At 71.9% G+C, this 17,490-nt stretch carries 15 protein-coding genes; 1 reads left to right on the forward strand and 14 read right to left on the reverse strand.

The window, feature by feature from the left end; genetic code table 11:
- Positions 1-34 precede the first annotated feature (34 nt).
- From AB0D45_RS11290 to pyrR, 14 genes are all read right to left on the reverse strand, one after another.
- Positions 35-2,134: a primosomal protein N' gene (locus tag AB0D45_RS11290; protein WP_362457213.1), complete on the reverse strand. Its 2,100-nt coding sequence runs from the start codon at positions 2,132-2,134 to the stop codon at positions 35-37.
- An 83-nt stretch (positions 2,135-2,217) separates the two neighbouring features.
- Positions 2,218-3,426, reverse strand: a complete 1,209-nt coding sequence (gene metK, locus AB0D45_RS11295) for a methionine adenosyltransferase (RefSeq protein WP_362457216.1) — start codon at positions 3,424-3,426, stop codon at positions 2,218-2,220.
- Positions 3,427-3,620: 194 nt separating this feature from the next.
- Entirely contained in the window at positions 3,621-4,862 is a 1,242-nt protein-coding gene (gene coaBC / locus AB0D45_RS11300; RefSeq protein ID WP_362457218.1) for a bifunctional phosphopantothenoylcysteine decarboxylase/phosphopantothenate--cysteine ligase CoaBC, read from the reverse strand.
- Between the two features lie 98 nt (positions 4,863-4,960).
- Complete coding sequence (gene rpoZ, locus AB0D45_RS11305) at positions 4,961-5,233, reverse strand: DNA-directed RNA polymerase subunit omega (RefSeq protein ID WP_004948662.1); 273 nt, start codon at positions 5,231-5,233, stop codon at positions 4,961-4,963.
- A 41-nt stretch (positions 5,234-5,274) separates the two neighbouring features.
- Positions 5,275-5,838 carry a guanylate kinase gene (gmk, locus tag AB0D45_RS11310; protein WP_361607388.1) on the reverse strand — a complete coding sequence of 188 codons (564 nt, stop codon included), beginning with the start codon at positions 5,836-5,838 and terminating at the stop codon, positions 5,275-5,277.
- 61 nt (positions 5,839-5,899) lie between these two features.
- Positions 5,900-6,223 (reverse strand): integration host factor, encoded by a 324-nt coding sequence (locus tag AB0D45_RS11315; protein ID WP_361607391.1) that lies wholly within the window; start codon positions 6,221-6,223, stop codon positions 5,900-5,902.
- 282 nt (positions 6,224-6,505) lie between these two features.
- Positions 6,506-7,348, reverse strand: coding sequence for an orotidine-5'-phosphate decarboxylase (gene pyrF / locus AB0D45_RS11320; RefSeq protein WP_362457223.1), 843 nt, complete (start codon positions 7,346-7,348; stop codon positions 6,506-6,508).
- The gene (locus AB0D45_RS11325; RefSeq protein WP_362457225.1) at positions 7,345-8,454 is read right to left on the reverse strand and encodes a quinone-dependent dihydroorotate dehydrogenase; all 1,110 of its coding nucleotides are present in this window, start codon (positions 8,452-8,454) and stop codon (positions 7,345-7,347) included. Before AB0D45_RS11325 ends, pyrF begins: the two co-directional genes overlap by 4 nt.
- Positions 8,455-8,541: 87 nt before the next feature.
- Positions 8,542-11,850, reverse strand: a complete 3,309-nt coding sequence (gene carB, locus AB0D45_RS11330) for a carbamoyl-phosphate synthase large subunit (RefSeq protein WP_361607400.1) — start codon at positions 11,848-11,850, stop codon at positions 8,542-8,544.
- Entirely contained in the window at positions 11,843-12,985 is a 1,143-nt protein-coding gene (gene carA, locus AB0D45_RS11335; protein ID WP_362457228.1) for a glutamine-hydrolyzing carbamoyl-phosphate synthase small subunit, read from the reverse strand. The genes carB and carA overlap by 8 nt, the downstream gene beginning before the upstream one ends.
- The gene (locus tag AB0D45_RS11340; protein ID WP_361607406.1) at positions 12,982-13,563 is read right to left on the reverse strand and encodes a hypothetical protein; all 582 of its coding nucleotides are present in this window, start codon (positions 13,561-13,563) and stop codon (positions 12,982-12,984) included. Before AB0D45_RS11340 ends, carA begins: the two co-directional genes overlap by 4 nt.
- Positions 13,560-14,846, reverse strand: a complete 1,287-nt coding sequence (locus AB0D45_RS11345; protein WP_362457231.1) for a dihydroorotase — start codon at positions 14,844-14,846, stop codon at positions 13,560-13,562. Before AB0D45_RS11345 ends, AB0D45_RS11340 begins: the two co-directional genes overlap by 4 nt.
- Before the next feature lie 2 nt (positions 14,847-14,848).
- Positions 14,849-15,838 (reverse strand): aspartate carbamoyltransferase catalytic subunit, encoded by a 990-nt coding sequence (locus AB0D45_RS11350; protein WP_362457234.1) that lies wholly within the window; start codon positions 15,836-15,838, stop codon positions 14,849-14,851.
- A gap of 102 nt (positions 15,839-15,940) precedes the next feature.
- The gene (gene pyrR, locus AB0D45_RS11355) at positions 15,941-16,528 is read right to left on the reverse strand and encodes a bifunctional pyr operon transcriptional regulator/uracil phosphoribosyltransferase PyrR (protein ID WP_361607415.1); all 588 of its coding nucleotides are present in this window, start codon (positions 16,526-16,528) and stop codon (positions 15,941-15,943) included.
- 249 nt (positions 16,529-16,777) lie between these two features.
- Between pyrR and bldD the strand changes: the two genes are divergently transcribed.
- Positions 16,778-17,278 carry a transcriptional regulator BldD gene (gene bldD / locus AB0D45_RS11360; RefSeq protein WP_007263032.1) on the forward strand — a complete coding sequence of 167 codons (501 nt, stop codon included), beginning with the start codon at positions 16,778-16,780 and terminating at the stop codon, positions 17,276-17,278.
- The last annotated feature ends 212 nt before the right edge of the window (positions 17,279-17,490 follow it).

Genomic DNA, 17,490 nt, shown 5'->3' on the forward strand with positions numbered 1-17,490 from the left:
CGCACCGTGCCCGGGCGGCGGGCACGCGTACGGCTCAGCCGATGTCCGGGGGGTCGATCCGCACCCGGACCGCCTCCCCCGCCGCGATCCCCCGCGCGAGCCGGGCGGCCTGCGCCTCCTTCAGCGCCCGGGCGAGCGCGGCCCCGCTCCCCGGCGGGACCCGCACGAGCACCCGTTCCCCCGGCGAGCCCCCGCCCCGCCGCCCGGGCAGCGGCACCGGGCCCAGCACCTCCGCGTCGGCCGGCAGGTCGGCGGCTTCGAGGAAGGCCTCCAGCGCGTCCCCCCGGCCGGCCACCTCGGCCATCCGCGACACCGGCGGGAAGCCCAGCTGGGCCCGCTCGGCCAGTTCCCGTACGGCATGCCCGACGGGGTCCCAGCGCACCAGGGCCTGGACGGGGCGCAGCGTCGGCTCGGCGACCACCACCACCTGCCCGTCGCTGCGGACCAGCGAGGCGGCGGCGATCCAGCGGCGCAGGGCGTCCTCCCCCGCCCGCAGGTCGGGCCGGGTGAGCATCGCCCAGCCGTCCAGCAGCAGCGCGGCCGCGTACCCGGCGCCCGCCGCGACCGGTTCGGCGCCCGGCGTGCTCACCACCAGCGCCGGCCGGTCGGGCACCTCGTCCAGCACGTGGTCGCGCCCGGAGGTGCGTACGGCCACCGCGGGGAAGGCCCGGCCCAGCTCCTCGGCGGTGCGCCGCGCGCCCACCACCTGGGCGCGCAGCCGGAAGGAGCCGCACTCCTCGCAGTGCCAGGCGCTCTCGGTCCGCCCGCACCACCCGCAGTGCAGCTCCCGCTCGTCGGGGGCCTCCAGCGGTCCGGCGCACACCGTGCACCGGGCGGGGGTCCGGCAGCGCTCGCAGGCGAGGCGGGGCACGTACCCCCGCCGGGGCACCTGCACCAGTACGGGCCCGCTCTTCAGGCCCTCCCGTACGGTCTCCCACGCCAGGCTCGGCAGCCGCGCCGCGCGGGCCGCCCCGTCGCGGGCCAGCAGTTCGTCGCCGACGGTGCGGATGCGGGGCGCGGCGGCCCGTACGGTCTCCCGGTCCGCGACGAGCGGCCGGGCCCAGCCGGACTCCACCAGCTGCGCGGCCTCCACCGTGCAGCTGGTGCTCCCGGCCAGGAAGCCGCAGCCGTCGCTGACCGCGCGCAGCTCCAGCACCTCGCGGACGTGGGGGAAGGGGGCGTGGTCGTCGCTGTGGCTGGAGTCGCCGTCGTCCCAGACCGCGACCAGCCCGAGGTCCCGTACGGGGGCGAACATCGCCGCCCGGGTGCCGACGACGGCGCGTACGGAGCCCCGGCTGACCGCGAGCCACTGCCGGTAGCGCTTCTCGGGGCCGGACTCGGCGGTCAGCAGCGCGTGCCGGCCCTCGCCGAGCAGGGCGGTGAGGGCGGCGTCGACCCGGGCGGCGGTGCGCCCGTCGGGCACCACCGCGAGGGCGCCGCGCCCGGAGGCGAGGGTGGCGGCCATGGCCCGGGCCAGTTCGTCGGCCCAGCCGGGTCCGGGCAGCGCGGTCCACACCGCGCGGGGGGTGCCCCCGGTGGCCAGGGCCCGCAGGAAGGCGGGGCCGGCGCCGTAGCGGCTCCAGCCGCCGGGCTCGGGCGCGGCGGGCGGCGGCAGCGGCTCCGGCGAGGGCCTGGCCTCGGCGCGGGCGCTGCGCGGGGGCAGGGCCAGCTGGAGCACGTCGGCCAGGCTCCCGGCGTACCGGTCGGCGACGGCCCGGGCGAGGGCCAGCAGGCGGGGGCCGAGGACCACCTCGGGCGAGACGACCTGGGCGAGGGCGGCCAGGGCGCCGTCGTAGTCGGAGTCGGCGCGCCGTTCCACGATGAAGCCGTCGATGAGCCCACCGCCCTCGCGGCGGCCGCCGTGCACCCGGTGGGAGCCGGCTCCGAAGCGCACCCGGACGCGCACACCGGGCTGGGCGGCCTCGGACAGCTCGGCGGGGACGGCGTAGTCGAAGAGCCGGTCGAGGTGGAGCACACCCTTGTTCACGAGGACACGGGCGACGGGCAGCTCCTCGGCGACGGCGGCCCCGCGCCAGGTACGCGGCTTGGCCTTGGGCGCCTTGGCCTTCGCCTCGGCGACCATCTCCCGGATCAGGGCGAGCTGTTCCGGCGGGGAATCGTTCGCGCTGCTCACACAGGCATTCTTACCAAACGCCACCGACAGCGAACGGCCCCGGACCGCGAGGGTCCGGGGCCGTTCACGCGGAGCGGTACCGCTTACAGGCCGGCGGCGGCGCGCAGGGCGTCGACGCGGTCGGTGCGCTCCCAGGTGAAGTCGGGGAGCTCGCGGCCGAAGTGGCCGTAGGCGGCGGTCTGGGCGTAGATCGGGCGCAGCAGGTCGAGGTCGCGGATGATGGCGGCCGGGCGGAGGTCGAAGACCTCGCCGATGGCGTCCTCGATCTTCTGGACGTCGACCTTGGCGGTGCCGAAGGTCTCCACGAAGAGGCCGACGGGCTCGGCCTTGCCGATGGCGTACGCGACCTGCACCTCGCAGCGGGCGGCCAGGCCGGCGGCGACGACGTTCTTGGCGACCCAGCGCATCGCGTACGCGGCGGAGCGGTCCACCTTGGACGGGTCCTTGCCGGAGAAGGCGCCGCCGCCGTGGCGGGCCATGCCGCCGTAGGTGTCGATGATGATCTTGCGGCCGGTCAGGCCGGCGTCGCCCATCGGGCCGCCGATCTCGAAGCGGCCGGTCGGGTTCACCAGCAGCCGGTAGCCCTCGGTGTCCAGCTTGATGCCGTCCTCGACGAGCTGCGCGAGGACGTGCTCGACGACGAACTCGCGGATGTCGGGAGCGAGGAGCGAGTCGAGGTCGATGTCGGCCGCGTGCTGCGAGGACACGACGACCGTGTCGAGGCGGACCGGCTTGTCACCGTCGTACTCGATGGTGACCTGGGTCTTGCCGTCGGGCCGCAGGTAGGGGATGGTGCCGTTCTTGCGGACCTCGGACAGGCGGCGCGAGAGGCGGTGCGCGATGTGGATCGGCAGCGGCATCAGCTCGGGCGTCTCGTCCGTCGCGTAGCCGAACATCAAGCCCTGGTCGCCGGCGCCCTGGCGGTCGAGCTCGTCCTCGTCGCCCTCGACCCGGGACTCGTAGGCCGTGTCGACGCCCTGCGCGATGTCCGGGGACTGGGCGCCGATGGACACCGACACGCCGCAGGAGGCGCCGTCGAAGCCCTTCTTCGACGAGTCGTAGCCGATCTCGAGGATCTTGTCGCGCACGAGCTGGGCGATCGGCGCGTAGGCCTTGGTGGTCACCTCGCCCGCGATGTGCACGAGACCGGTGGTGATGAGAGTCTCCACGGCCACACGCGAGGTCGGGTCCTCGGTGAGGAGCGCGTCGAGGATCGTGTCGCTGATCTGGTCAGCGATCTTGTCGGGGTGACCCTCGGTCACGGACTCGGAGGTGAACAGGCGACGGGACACAACGCTCCCTGGGGTTGCAGCGGCTGCTGGCTGATCATTTGGCGGAACCACACCGGAGGCTGCGCCCGGTCACGTTCCAGATGCAGTTTATCGGTCGCCACCGTTCACCGGACCACCCGTCTCGCCTTATGGGAGCCATGTGACCTGCGGCACTCCATTCTGGCGCACGGACCTACCGGCGAGAAGGGCGACGCTCAGGCGCGTCGGAGATCGCGCGGGGGCGCGAGTCGCGGGACGACCTGGTCCCAGATGACGTCCGCCAGCACTTCCTTGGGACCGTGGGCTACCGGGGTCTCGGCCCCGTCGGAGGCCAGGATGACGGCCTCGTTCTCCTCTGATCCGAAGGTCTTGGCCTCGCCGACCTCGTTGACCACGAGCAGGTCGCACCCCTTGCGCCGCAGCTTGGCCCGGCCGTTGGCGAGCACGTCGTCCGTCTCGGCCGCGAAACCGACCACGATCTGGCCCTCCTGGGGCCGCTCGGCGGAGATCTCCGCGAGGACGTCGGGGTTGCGCACGAGGGCCACGGGCTCGGGATCCTTCCCGTCCTGCTTCTTGATCTTGCCGTCGGCGTACCGGGCGGGCCGGAAGTCGGCCACGGCCGCCGCCATCACCACGGCGTCGGCGTCCGCGGCGGCCTTGAGCACCGCCTCGCGCAGCTGGAGGGCCGTTCCCACCCGTACGACGTCCACCCCGGCCGGGTCGGGCAGCGCGGTGTTGGCGGCCACCAGGGTGACCCGGGCGCCCCGGGCGGCGGCGGTGCGGGCGAGGGCGTAGCCCTGCTTGCCGGAGGAACGGTTGCCGAGGAAGCGCACCGGGTCCAGGGGCTCGCGGGTGCCGCCGGCGCTGACGACCACGTGCCGCCCGGCGAGGTCGGGTTCCGCCGCCCCGCGGGCCATACCGTGCCTGCGCAAGACGTGGCGGCAGACCTCGTAGATCTCGTCCGGGTCGGGCAGCCGGCCCTTGCCGGTGTCCTTGCCGGTCAGCCGGCCTACGGCGGGCTCGATGACCACGGCGCCGCGGCGGCGCAGCGTGGCGACGTTCTCCTGGGTGGCCGGGTGCTCCCACATCTCGGTGTGCATGGCGGGGGCGAAGACGACGGGGCAGCGGGCGGTGAGCAGGGTGTTCGTGAGCAGGTCGTCGGCCAGCCCGTGCGCGGCCTTGGCGAGCAGGTCGGCGGTGGCCGGGGCGACGACGACGAGGTCGGCCCCCTGGCCGATGCGTACGTGGGGCACCTCGTGGACGGTCTCCCAGACCTGCGTGGAGGCCGGGTTCCCGGAGAGCGCGGCCCAGGTGGCCTCGCCGACGAAGTTCAGGGACGCCGCCGTGGGCACCACCCGTACGTCGTGCCCGGACTCGGTCAGCCGGCGCAGCAGCTCGCAGGCCTTGTAGGCGGCGATCCCGCCGCTGACGCCCAGCACGACCTTCGGCTTGTCCACCACGCACTCCCCATTCACGATTCGCTACGACACCTATGACACACCACAGGCCCGGCAGATGTTCTGCCGGGCCTGTGATGAAAGGAATTCCTTGCTGCCTACTGGGCCGGGGCCTCGATGGCCTCGGAGGTCAGCAGACCCGCGTTGATCTCGCGCAGCGCGATCGAAAGCGGCTTCTCGTGGACGTGGGTGTCCACCAGCGGGCCGACGTACTCGAGCAGGCCCTCACCGAGCTGCGAGTAGTACGCGTTGATCTGACGCGCGCGCTTGGCCGCGTAGATCACGAGGCTGTACTTCGAGTCCGTGGCCTCGAGCAGCTCGTCGATCGGCGGGTTGATGATGCCCTCGGGCGCAGTGATGGAAGAGGACACGCTCTACCTTCCGAAGATGGGTGAAGATCGAAACAAATCGATCAAACAACTTTCATCAAGGCTAGCAGCTCACGCGCCACGTCCTCGACGGAGGTGTTCACCAGGGTGGTGTCGAACTCGGACTCGGCAGCGAGTTCGATCTTCGCGCTCGCCAGCCGGCGCTCGATGACCTCGGGCGACTCGGTGCCGCGGCCGGTGAGGCGGCGGACCAGTTCGTCCCAGCTGGGCGGGGCCAGGAAGACGAGCTGGGCGTCGGGCTTGGACTCGCGGACGAGCCGGGCGCCCTGGAGGTCGATCTCCAGCAGCACCGGTTCGCCGTTGTCCAGGCGTTCCAGTACCGCGCCGCGCGGTGTGCCGTAGCGGTTGCCCGCGAACTCGGCCCACTCCAGCAGCTCGCCGTTGGCGATCAGCTTGTCGAACTCGTCGTCGTTGACGAAGAAGTAGTGGACTCCGTGTCGCTCACCGGGCCGCGGCTTGCGGGTGGTGGCCGACACCGAGAGCCACACCTCGGGGTGGACCTTGCGCATATGCGCGACGACCGTGCTCTTGCCGACACCCGAAGGGCCGGAGAGCACGGTCAGCCGCGGACGAACCTCTGCTGCCATAGAGCGATTATCCAGGTTCCCGGGACTGCCTGGGAACGCCGGGAGAACTTCGGGCGACGCCTCAGGCGCTGCTACCGCCGAACTCACGCTCCAGAGAGGCGATCTGGTTGGAGCCGAGACCTCGGACACGCCGGGACTCGGAGATGCCGAGGCGCTCCATGATCTGCTTGGCGCGGACCTTGCCGACGCCGGGCAGCGACTCGAGAAGGGCGGAGACCTTCATCTTTCCGATGACGTCGTTCTCCTGACCCGTCTTGATGACGTCGTGGAGGGAGGCGCCGGAGTGCTTGAGTCGATTCTTCACCTCGGCCCGCTCCCGGCGAGCCGCGGCGGCCTTTTCGAGCGCTGCTGCGCGCTGTTCAGGGGTAAGGGGCGGAAGAGCCACGCCTACGTCACCTCGGATGTCGAACTGTCGGATACGGACCGGCGGGGAGCCCGTGGGCACCACGCCGGGCGAGGTCCCGAACAGCGATGGAACTGCCTCGCTGCGCGTTCGCTCTGGTCGGAGACTAGCGGCCAAGGCCGCTCCAGTCAGCGAGAACGGACGAAAAGTCCTGGTCAGCCTCCACTGAACCGTACATCACAGACAAACCACCCCGGTTTTGTCCGGGGAAAGACGTTCGAATTTCGTCATCGCGCGTCGCCGGGGCGCCCGGCACCCGCCCGATCAGGCCGCGACGGCCTCGCGGACCTCGTCGGCGAAGCGCTTCGCGGAGGCGCGCAGCGCGGCCGCGTCCGGGCCGTGCCGCAGGACGCCCCGCGAGACGTTCGGGACCACGTTGGCGACGGCCGCGCCGAAGACGGCGGGGAGGTCGGCCGCGGTCGCGCCCTGGGCGCCGATGCCCGGGGCCAGCAGCGGGCCGTTGATGTCCAGGTCGAAGGAGGACAGGTCGCCCAGCGTGGCACCGACCACCGCGCCGAAGGAGCCCATCGGCTCGGCGCCCGCGTTCTCCGCCGCCAGGTGGGCCAGCATGGTCGCGCCGATCGTACGGCCGTCCTCGCGGACCGCGCGCTGCACCTCGGCGCCGTCCGGGTTGGAGGTGAGGGCCAGGACGAAGAGTCCGGCGCCCGACTCCCGGGCCAGCTCCACGGCCGGGGCGAGCGAGCCGTAGCCCAGGTACGGGGAGACCGTCAGCGCGTCCGAGAACAGCGGGGACGCGGGGTCCAGGAAGGCCGAGGCGTACGCGGCCATGGTCGAGCCGATGTCGCCGCGCTTGGCGTCCATGACCACCAGCGTCCCGGCGGCCCGGGCGTCGGCGACCGTCCGCTCCAGGACCGCGACGCCCTTCGAGCCGAACCGCTCGAAGAAGGCGGCCTGCGGCTTGAAGACGGCGACGGAGTCGGCCAGGGCCTCGACCACCGTGCGGGAGAACCGCTCCAGACCGGCGATGTCGTCGTCCAGCCCCCAGGAGGCCAGCAGGGCGGCGTGCGGGTCGATTCCCACGCACAGCGGCCCGCGGGCGTCCATGGCGGCGCGCAGACGGGTTCCGAAGGGGGTCACAGGGCTCACAGGGCGGCCTTTCGGGTCTCGGCGCCCACGGCTTCGGCCAGGGTCGCGTACGGGCTGGCGGCCAGGCGCGCGGCCAGGCCCTTGTGGAGGGCGCGGGCGTAGAACGGGCCCTCGTAGACGAAGGCGCTGTAGCCCTGGATCAGGGTGGCGCCGGCCAGGATGCGCTGCCAGGCGTCCTCGGCGTTCTCGATGCCGCCCACGCCGACCAGGACCAGGCGGTCGCCGACGCGCGCGTACAGGCGGCGCAGGACCTCCAGGGAGCGCTCCTTGACCGGGGCGCCCGACAGGCCGCCGGTCTCCTTGACGAGGGCGGCGTCCGACCTCAGGCCGAGGCCCTCGCGGGCGATGGTGGTGTTGGTGGCGATGATGCCGTCCAGGCCCAGCTCCAGGGCCAGGTCGGCGACCGCGTCGACGTCCTCGTCCGCGAGGTCCGGGGCGATCTTGACCAGCAGCGGGACCCGGCGGTCGGTGACCGCGCGGTCCGCGGCCTCCCGTACGGCGGTCAGCAGCGGCCGCAGCGACTCCGTGGCCTGGAGGTTGCGCAGGCCCGGGGTGTTCGGCGAGGAGACGTTGACGACCAGGTAGTCGGCGTGGCGGGCGAGGCGCTCGGTGGAGAGCACGTAGTCGGCCGCGGCCTCGGCCTCCGGCACGACCTTGGTCTTGCCGATGTTGACGCCCACGACGGTCCTGAAGACAGGGTTGCGGGCGGCGAGGCGGGCGGCGACGGCGGCCGAGCCCTCGTTGTTGAAGCCCATGCGGTTGATCAGCGCCCGGTCGGGGACCAGGCGGAAGAGCCGCTTCTTGGGGTTGCCGGGCTGTGCCTGGCCGGTGACCGTGCCGATCTCGACGTGGTCGAAGCCGAGCATCGACATGCCGTCGATGGCCACGGCGTTCTTGTCGAAGCCGGCCGCGAGCCCGAAGGGGCCGTGCATCCGCAGGCCGAGCGCCTCGGTGCGCAGGGACTCGTAGCGCGGCGCCAGGACGGCCGCGACGAGGGTGCGCAGCACCGGGACGCGGGCGGCGAGGCGGATCCACCGGAAGGCCGTGTAGTGGGCCTTCTCGGGGTCCATCCGCTTGAAGACCAGGTTGAAGAACAGTTTGTACATCGTCCGAAGTGTCCCTTCTGCGCTCATGAAGAGGGGGACACCCGGCGCGGTCCGCGCCGTCGGTGTCCCCCTCTCCCCTACGGGCTGCTAGTCGCGGGCCGCGTTGAGGTCCTGCGCGTGCTCCTGGAGGGAGCGCACGCCGACGTCGCCGCGGTTGAGCGCGTCGATGCCCTGGACGGCGGCGGCGAGCGCCTGGACCGTGGTCAGGCACGGGACGCTGCGCGCCACGGCGGCCGTACGGATCTCGTAGCCGTCGAGGCGGCCGCCGGTGCCGTACGGGGTGTTGACGATCAGGTCGACCTGGCCGTCGTGGATGAGCTGGACGATGGTCTTCTCGCCGTTCGCGCCCTCGCCCTCGCTGAGCTTGCGCACGATGGTGGCGTTGATGCCGTTGCGGCGCAGCACCTCGGCGGTGCCGGAGGTGGCGAGCAGCTCGAAGCCGTGGGCGACGAGCTCGCGGGCCGGGAAGATCATCGAGCGCTTGTCGCGGTTGGCGACGGAGATGAACGCGCGGCCCTTGGTCGGCAGCGGGCCGTAGGCGCCGGCCTGCGACTTGGCGTAGGCGGTGCCGAAGACCGTGTCGATGCCCATGACCTCGCCGGTGGAGCGCATCTCCGGGCCGAGGACGGTGTCCACGCCGCGGCCGTGGATGTCGCGGAAGCGCGACCACGGCATGACGGCCTCCTTGACGGAGATCGGCGCGTCCAGCGGCAGGGTGCCGCCGTCGCCGGTCTTCGGGAGCATGCCCTCGGCGCGCAGCTCGGCGATGGTGGCGCCGAGCGAGATGCGCGCGGCGGCCTTCGCGAGCGGGACGGCGGTCGCCTTCGAGGTGAAGGGGACGGTCCGGGAGGCGCGGGGGTTGGCCTCGAGGACGTAGAGGATGTCGCCCGCCATCGCGAACTGGATGTTGATCAGGCCTCGGACGCCGACGCCCTTGGCGATGGCCTCGGTGGAGGCGCGCAGGCGCTTGATGTCGAAGCCGCCGAGGGTGATCGGGGGCAGGGCGCAGGCCGAGTCGCCGGAGTGGATGCCGGCTTCCTCGATGTGCTCCATGACGCCGCCGAGGTAGAGCTCCTCGCCGTCGTAGAGCGCGTCCACGTCGATCTCGATGGCGTCGTCGAGGAAGCGGTCGACCAGCACGGGGCGGGTCGGGCTGATCTCGGTGGACTCCGCGATGTACGACTCCAGGCGGGCCTCGTCGTAGACGATCTCCATGCCGCGGCCGCCGAGCACGTAGGACGGGCGGACGAGGACCGGGTAGCCGATCTCGTCGGCGATCGCCTTCGCGCCCGCGAAGGTGGTGGCGGTGCCGTGCTTGGGGGCCGGCAGGCCGGCGTCGGCGAGGACCTGGCCGAAGGCGCCGCGGTCCTCGGCGGCGTGGATGGCCTCCGGGGAGGTGCCGACGACCGGGACGCCGTTGTCCTTGAGCGCCTGGGCGAGACCGAGGGGGGTCTGGCCGCCGAGCTGGACGACGACACCGGCGATCGGGCCGGCCAGCGACTCGGCGTGGACGATCTCCAGCACGTCCTCGAGCGTCAGCGGCTCGAAGTACAGGCGGTCGGAGGTGTCGTAGTCCGTCGAGACGGTCTCCGGGTTGCAGTTGACCATCACGGTCTCGTAGCCGGCGTCGCTGAGCGCGAAGGAGGCGTGGACGCAGGAGTAGTCGAACTCGATGCCCTGGCCGATGCGGTTCGGGCCGGAGCCCAGGATGATCACCGCGGGCTTCTCGCGGGGCGCGACCTCGGACTCCTCGTCGTAGGACGAGTAGAAGTACGGGGTCTTCGCGGCGAACTCGGCGGCGCAGGTGTCGACCGTCTTGTAGACCGGGCGGACGCCCAGGGCGTGGCGGACCTCGCGGACGACGTCCTCGCGCAGGCCGCGGATCTCGGCGATCTGGGCGTCGGAGAAGCCGTGGCGCTTGGCCTCGGCGAGCAGCTCGGGGTGGAGCTTCTCGGCGGCGGCGAGCTCGTCCGCGATCTCCTTGATCAGGAAGAGCTGGTCGACGAACCAGGGGTCGATCTTCGTGGACTCGAAGACCTCTTCCTGGGTGGCGCCGGCGCGGATGGCCTGCATGACGGTGTTGATGCGGCCGTCGGTCGGGCGGACCGCGGTGGCCAGCAGCTCGTCCTTGTCGCCGGGCTCGCCGACGAAGGTGAACTGCGAGCCCTTCTTCTCCAGGGAGCGCAGGGCCTTCTGGAGGGCCTCGGTGAAGTTGCGGCCGATGGCCATGGCCTCGCCCACCGACTTCATGGTGGTGGTGAGGGTGGCGTCGGCGGCCGGGAACTTCTCGAAGGCGAAGCGCGGGGCCTTGACGACGACGTAGTCGAGGGTCGGCTCGAAGGAGGCCGGCGTCTTCTCGGTGATGTCGTTGGGGACCTCGTCCAGCGTGTAGCCGATGGCCAGCTTGGCGGCGATCTTGGCGATCGGGAAGCCGGTGGCCTTGGAGGCGAGCGCGGAGGAGCGGGAGACGCGCGGGTTCATCTCGATGACGATGACGCGGCCGTCGTCCGGGTTGATCGCGAACTGGATGTTGCAGCCGCCGGTGTCGACGCCGACCTCGCGGATGATCGCGATGCCAATGTCGCGCAGCCGCTGGTACTCGCGGTCGGTGAGCGTCATCGAGGGGGCGACGGTGATGGAGTCGCCGGTGTGGACGCCCATCGGGTCGAAGTTCTCGATGGAGCAGACGACGACCACGTTGTCCTTGGTGTCGCGCATCAGCTCCAGCTCGTACTCCTTCCAGCCGAGGATGGACTCCTCCAGGAGCACCTCGGTGGTCGGGGAGAGCGTCAGGCCCTGGCCGGCGATGCGGCGCAGTTCCTCCTCGTCGTGGGCGAAGCCGGAGCCGGCGCCGCCCATGGTGAAGGAGGGGCGGACGACGACGGGGTAGCCGCCGAGCGTCTCGACGCCGCCCAGGACGTCGTCCATCGAGTGGCAGATGACCGAGCGGGCCGACTCGCCGTAGCCGATCTTGCGCTTGACGGCCTCGACGACGCCCTTGAAGAGGTCGCGGTCCTCGCCCTTGTTGATGGCCTCGACGTTGGCGCCGATGAGCTCGACGCCGTACTTCTCCAGCACACCCTGCTGGTGCATGGAGATGGCGGTGTTCAGGGCCGTCTGGCCGCCGAGGGTCGGCAGCAGCGCGTCGGGGCGCTCCTTGGCGATGATCTTCTCGACGAACTCGGGGGTGATCGGCTCGACGTACGTGGCGTCGGCGATCTCCGGGTCGGTCATGATCGTCGCGGGGTTGGAGTTCACCAGGATGACCCGCAGGCCCTCGGCCTTGAGGATGCGGCAGGCCTGGGTGCCGGAGTAGTCGAACTCCGCGGCCTGGCCGATGACGATCGGGCCGGAGCCGATGACCAGGACGGACTGGATATCGGTGCGCTTAGGCACGCTCGGCCTCCATCAGGGATACGAAACGGTCGAAGAGGTAGGCGGCGTCGTGCGGGCCGGCTGCCGCTTCGGGGTGGTACTGGACGGAGAAGGCCGGCTGGTCGAGCAGCTGGAGGCCTTCCACGACGTTGTCGTTCAGGCAGACGTGGGAGACCTCGGCGCGGCCGTAGGGGGTCTCGGAGACCTTGTCGAGGGGCGCGTCGACGGCGAAGCCGTGGTTGTGCGCGGTGACCTCGACCTTGCCGGTGGTGCGGTCCTGGACCGGCTGGTTGATGCCGCGGTGGCCGTACTTCAGCTTGTAGGTGCCGAAGCCGAGGGAGCGGCCGAGGATCTGGTTGCCGAAGCAGATGCCGAAGAGCGGGGTCTTGCGCTCCAGGACGCCCTGCATAACGGAGACCGCGTGGTCGGCGGTGGCCGGGTCCCCGGGGCCGTTGGAGAAGAACACGCCGTCCGGCTGGACCGCGTACACGTCCTCGACGGTGGCGGTGGCGGGCAGTACGTGCACCTCGATGCCGCGCTGGGCCATCCGGTGCGGGGTCATGCCCTTGATGCCGAGGTCCACGGCAGCGACGGTGAACTTCTTCTCGCCGATCGCGGGGACGACGTACGCCTCCTTGGTGGCGACCTCCGCGGAGAGGTCGGCGCCCTTCATCTGGGGGGCGTCCTGGACCTTGGCCAGCAGCACGGCGTCGTCCATGACGGCGTCGCCGGAGAAGATGCCGACGCGCATGGCGCCGCGCTCGCGCAGGTGGCGGGTCAGGGCGCGGGTGTCGACGCCGGAGATCCCGACGACGCCCTGCCTGACCAGCTCCTCGTCCAGCGAGCGCTGCGAGCGCCAGTTGGAGGGGACGCGGGCGGGGTCGCGCACGACGTAGCCGGCGACCCAGATGCGGGAGGACTCGGGGTCCTCGTCGTTGACGCCGGTGTTGCCCACGTGGGGGGCGGTCATCACGACGACCTGCCGGTGGTACGACGGGTCGGTGAGGGTCTCCTGGTAGCCGGTCATTCCGGTGGAGAACACGGCCTCGCCGAAGGTCTCCCCCACAGCGCCGTAGGCGCGGCCGCGGAAGATCCGACCGTCCTCCAGGACGAGTACGGCGGGAGCTTTGGCTGCTCCCCTGGTGGAGGTCGTCATCGTTCGGCGCCTTCCGTCGTGATGGATTGGTTCATGAGGTTGATGGCTTCGACCCAGGCGGCGTGCTCGGCAGCCCGGTCGGAGCGGAATCCGGAGTCGATCAGCTTGTCGCCGTGCGCCCAGGTGACGACGAGCAGACCGCCCTCGGTGAGTACCTTGCCCGCGATTCCCTTGTCGAGGCGGGCGCCGCGCAGCTGCGCGGCCGGTACGAAGAAGTCGGTTGCCCCCGGACGGACCACGTCGAGGCCCGCGTCGGTGAGGGTGAGCTCGACCCGGCTGCGGACTCCGAGTCCGTGGGCGACGATCCGGTCGAGCCACTGCCCCGCGGTGGTGGACCCGTGGTACCGGCCGGTCAGGGCCAGCCGGTGCTCGGGGAGTCCGCCGGGGGCGGCGGGGAGCTCCGGCAGATCGCTCTGCAGTGCGCCGCGCCATTTCCAGCCCTGCCGCATCAGCCAGTACACGAAGGCGATGAAGACGAGCAGGCCGAGCACCCACGCGATGCGGGCGTCCCAGTCCGTCACCTCCGCCGACTGTCGTCCGGCGGCCTCGGCGGCCAGTTGGATCACTGCAGGTGTCACGCCAGTTTCCCGTCCACGACCGTTGCCCGGCCCCGCAGGAAGGTGTGAGTGACGCGCCCCGGCAGCTCACGGCCCTCGTAAGGCGTGTTGCGGCTGCGGGAGGCGAAGTGTGCGGGGTCCACGACACCACGGTACGAGGTGTCGACCAGGGTCAGGTTCGCGGGTTCACCTGCCGAGACGGGCCGGCCGTGGCCCGGGAGGCTGCCGATGCGCGCCGGAGCGTGGGACATCCGCTCCGCGACGCCCGCCCAGTCGAGCAGCCCGGTCTCCACCATCGTCTGCTGGACGACGGAGAGCGCGGTCTCCAGGCCCACCATGCCCATGGCGGCGGCGGCCCACTCGCAGTCCTTGTCCTCGTGCGGGTGCGGGGCGTGGTCGGTGGCGACGATGTCGATCGTGCCGTCGGCGAGCGCCTCGCGCAGGGCCATCACGTCGCGCTCGGTGCGCAGCGGCGGGTTGACCTTGTAGACCGGGTTGTACGAGCGCACGAGCTCGTCGGTGAGGAGCAGGTGGTGCGGGGTGACCTCGGCGGTGACGTCGATGCCGCGGGACTTGGCCCAGCGGACGATCTCGACGGAGCCGGCGGTGGAGAGGTGGCAGATGTGCACGCGGGAGCCGACGTGCTCGGCGAGCAGGACGTCGCGGGCGATGACCGACTCCTCGGCGACGGCCGGCCAGCCGCCGAGTCCCAGCTCGGCCGAGACGACGCCCTCGTTCATCTGGGCGCCCTCGGTGAGGCGGGGCTCCTGGGCGTGCTGGGCGACGACGCCGCCGAAGGCCTTCACGTACTCCAGGGCGCGGCGCATGATCACGGCGTCGTCCACGCACTTGCCGTCGTCGGAGAAGACGGTGACGCGGGCGGCGGACTCGTGCATGGCGCCGAGCTCGGAGAGCTTCTTGCCCTCCAGGCCGACGGTGACGGCGCCGATGGGCTGCACGTCGCAGTAGCCGGACTCCTTGCCCAGGCGCCAGACCTGCTCGACGACGCCGGCGGTGTCGGCGACCGGGAAGGTGTTGGCCATGGCGAAGACGGCCGTGTAGCCGCCGGAGGCCGCGGCGCGGGTACCGGTGAGGACGGTCTCGGAGTCCTCGCGGCCGGGCTCGCGCAGGTGGGTGTGCAGGTCCACCAGGCCCGGGAGGAGGACCTGGCCGGCGGCCTCGATCACCTGGGCGCCCTCGGCGGAGAGGTCCTGGCCGACCCGGGCGATGGTCTCGCCGTCGATCAGGACGTCCTGCGCCTCGCCGCCGAGGACCTTCGCACCGCGGATAAGGATCTTGCTCATGGTTACTTGTTCTCCTCGGTGCGGGCGGCGGGGCTGGTGGTGACGGCGGGCTCGGATCCTCCGAGCAGCAGGTACAGGACGGCCATGCGGATGGAGACGCCGTTGGAGACCTGCTCGACGACCGTGCAGCGGTCGGAGTCGGCGACCTCGGCGGTGATCTCCATGCCGCGGACCATGGGGCCGGGGTGCATCACGATGGCGTGCTCGGGCATCCGGGCCATCCGGGCGGCGTCCAGGCCGTAGCGGCGGGAGTACTCGCGCTCGGTGGGGAAGAAGGCGGCGTTCATCCGCTCGCGCTGCACACGCAGCATCATGACCGCGTCGGACTTCGGCAGCACCTCGTCGAGGCTGTACGAGATCTCGCAGGGCCAGTTCTCGATGCCGACGGGCACCAGGGTCGGCGGGGCCACCAGGGTGACCTCGGCGCCGAGGGTGTGCAGCAGGTCGACGTTGGAGCGGGCCACGCGGCTGTGCAGGACGTCGCCCACGAGGGTGATCCGGCGGCCGTCGAGGCCCTTGCCGAGCCCGGCGTCCCGGCCGACCAGGCGGCGGCGCATGGTGAACGCGTCGAGCAGGGCCTGGGTGGGGTGCTGGTGGGTGCCGTCGCCGGCGTTGATCACCGGGGCGTCGATCCAGCCGGAGTTGGCGAGCCGGTAGGGGGCGCCGGAGGCGTGGTGGCGGATGACCACGGCGTCCACGCCCATGGCCTCCAGGGTCTGGGCCGTGTCCTTGAGGGACTCGCCCTTGGAGACGCTGGAGCCCTTCGCGGCGAAGTTGATGACGTCGGCGGAGAGGCGCTTCTCGGCTGCTTCGAAGGAGATCCGGGTGCGGGTCGAGTCCTCGAAGAACAGGTTGCAGATGGTGAGGCCGCGCAGGGTGGGCAGCTTCTTGATCGGCCGGTCGCCGACGCGGGCCATCTCCTCGGCGGTGTCGAGGATCAGGACCGCGTCGTCGCGCGTGAGGTCGGCGGCCGAGATGAGGTGGCGCTTCATCTGGGTGCTCCGTAAGTCGGGAGGGCAGGCAGGCGGGGCTGACGGTGGTGCGGGCACGGCAGGCCGCGGCACGGGCCCCGCGGGGTCCCGTACGCGTGGGGGTTACTGCCCTGCGGCCCGGGCGGTCCGCTGGCCGAGCAGCACGGCGTCGCGGCCGTCCTCCTCCTGGAGCTGGACCATGACGGTCTCCCGCAGCGACGTGGGCAGGTTCTTGCCCACGTAGTCGGCGCGGATCGGAAGTTCGCGGTGGCCGCGGTCGACGAGGACCGCGAGCTGGACGGCGCGGGGGCGGCCGATGTCGCCGAGGGCGTCGAGGGCGGCCCGGATGGTGCGGCCGGAGAACAGGACGTCGTCGAGGAGGACCACCAGGCGGCCGTCGATGCCGTCGCCGGGGATCTCGGTGCGGCCGATCGCCCGCGCGGGCTTCAGGCGCAGGTCGTCGCGGTACATGGTGATGTCGAGCGAGCCGACCGGGACCTTCGTCCCGGTGATCTCCTCGAGCTTGGCGGCCAGCCGGCGGGCCAGGTACACACCGCGGGTGGGGATGCCGAGAAGCACCACGTCGTCGGCGCCCTTGGCGCGTTCGACGATCTCGTGGGCGATACGGGTCAGGACCCGGGCGATGTCCTGCGCCTCCAGAACGGGGCGCATCGCTTCGTCGGCCGGAACCCGGGAAGTCGTGCTGTCCATGAAAAGGACCTCCTTCTCCGCCTCACGGGACGGACCTTAAAGGACGTCTGATGTACGCCGTCCACGGTACCAGGCGCCGGTGCCCGGCCCCGCACCCGGCCCGGGGACCTCCCCTCGTACGAGGGCGTACAAGAGCATTCGGCTTGACGCATCCACGTAACGCTGCGTAACCTCACAGTGAGTTACCAGCCGCGCGGCGGAGCCGCATGGTCTCCATGTCGTCACAGCGTCACAGCGTCCGGGAGCGTTATGTCCAGCGAATACGCCAAACAGCTCGGGGCCAAGCTCCGCGCCATCCGCACCCAGCAGGGCCTCTCCCTCCACGGTGTCGAGGAGAAGTCCCAGGGCCGTTGGAAGGCCGTGGTGGTCGGGTCGTACGAGCGCGGGGACCGCGCCGTGACCGTCCAGCGCCTCGCCGAGCTGGCGGACTTCTACGGGGTTCCGGTCCAGGAACTGCTGCCGGGCACGACCCCCGGCGGTGCGGCCGAGCCGCCGCCGAAGCTGCGCCTCGACCTGGAGCGCCTGGCGGGCGTCCCGGCGGAGAAGGCCGGCCCGCTCCAGCGCTACGCGGCGACCATCCAGAGCCAGCGCGGCGACTACAACGGCAAGGTGCTGTCGATCCGCCAGGACGACCTGCGCACCCTGGCCGTCATCTACGACCAGTCCCCCTCGGTCCTGACCGAGCAGCTGATCAGCTGGGGCGTCCTGGACGCCGACGCGCGTCGCGCCGTGGCCCACGAGGACATCTAGTCCCACGGGCTCCGGCCCAGCTCAGCAGAAACGTTACCGGCGGGTGCCGGTGCCCCGGCGGGGGTGCCGGCACCCGCCGTTTTCCGTACTCCGAACCGGTGGGGTGACATGCGGAGGGGGCGCGGGGGGGGGGGGGCGGGGGGGCCCGCCCCGCCCCCGGCCCGCGGGGGGGGGCGGCCCCCCCCCCCGCCGCCGGGCAAAAAGGGGTGGAA

Origin of the sequence: Streptomyces sp. NPDC048352 (assembly GCF_040651895.1) — a bacterium.
In the GTDB taxonomy this organism is placed as follows: domain Bacteria; phylum Actinomycetota; class Actinomycetes; order Streptomycetales; family Streptomycetaceae; genus Streptomyces.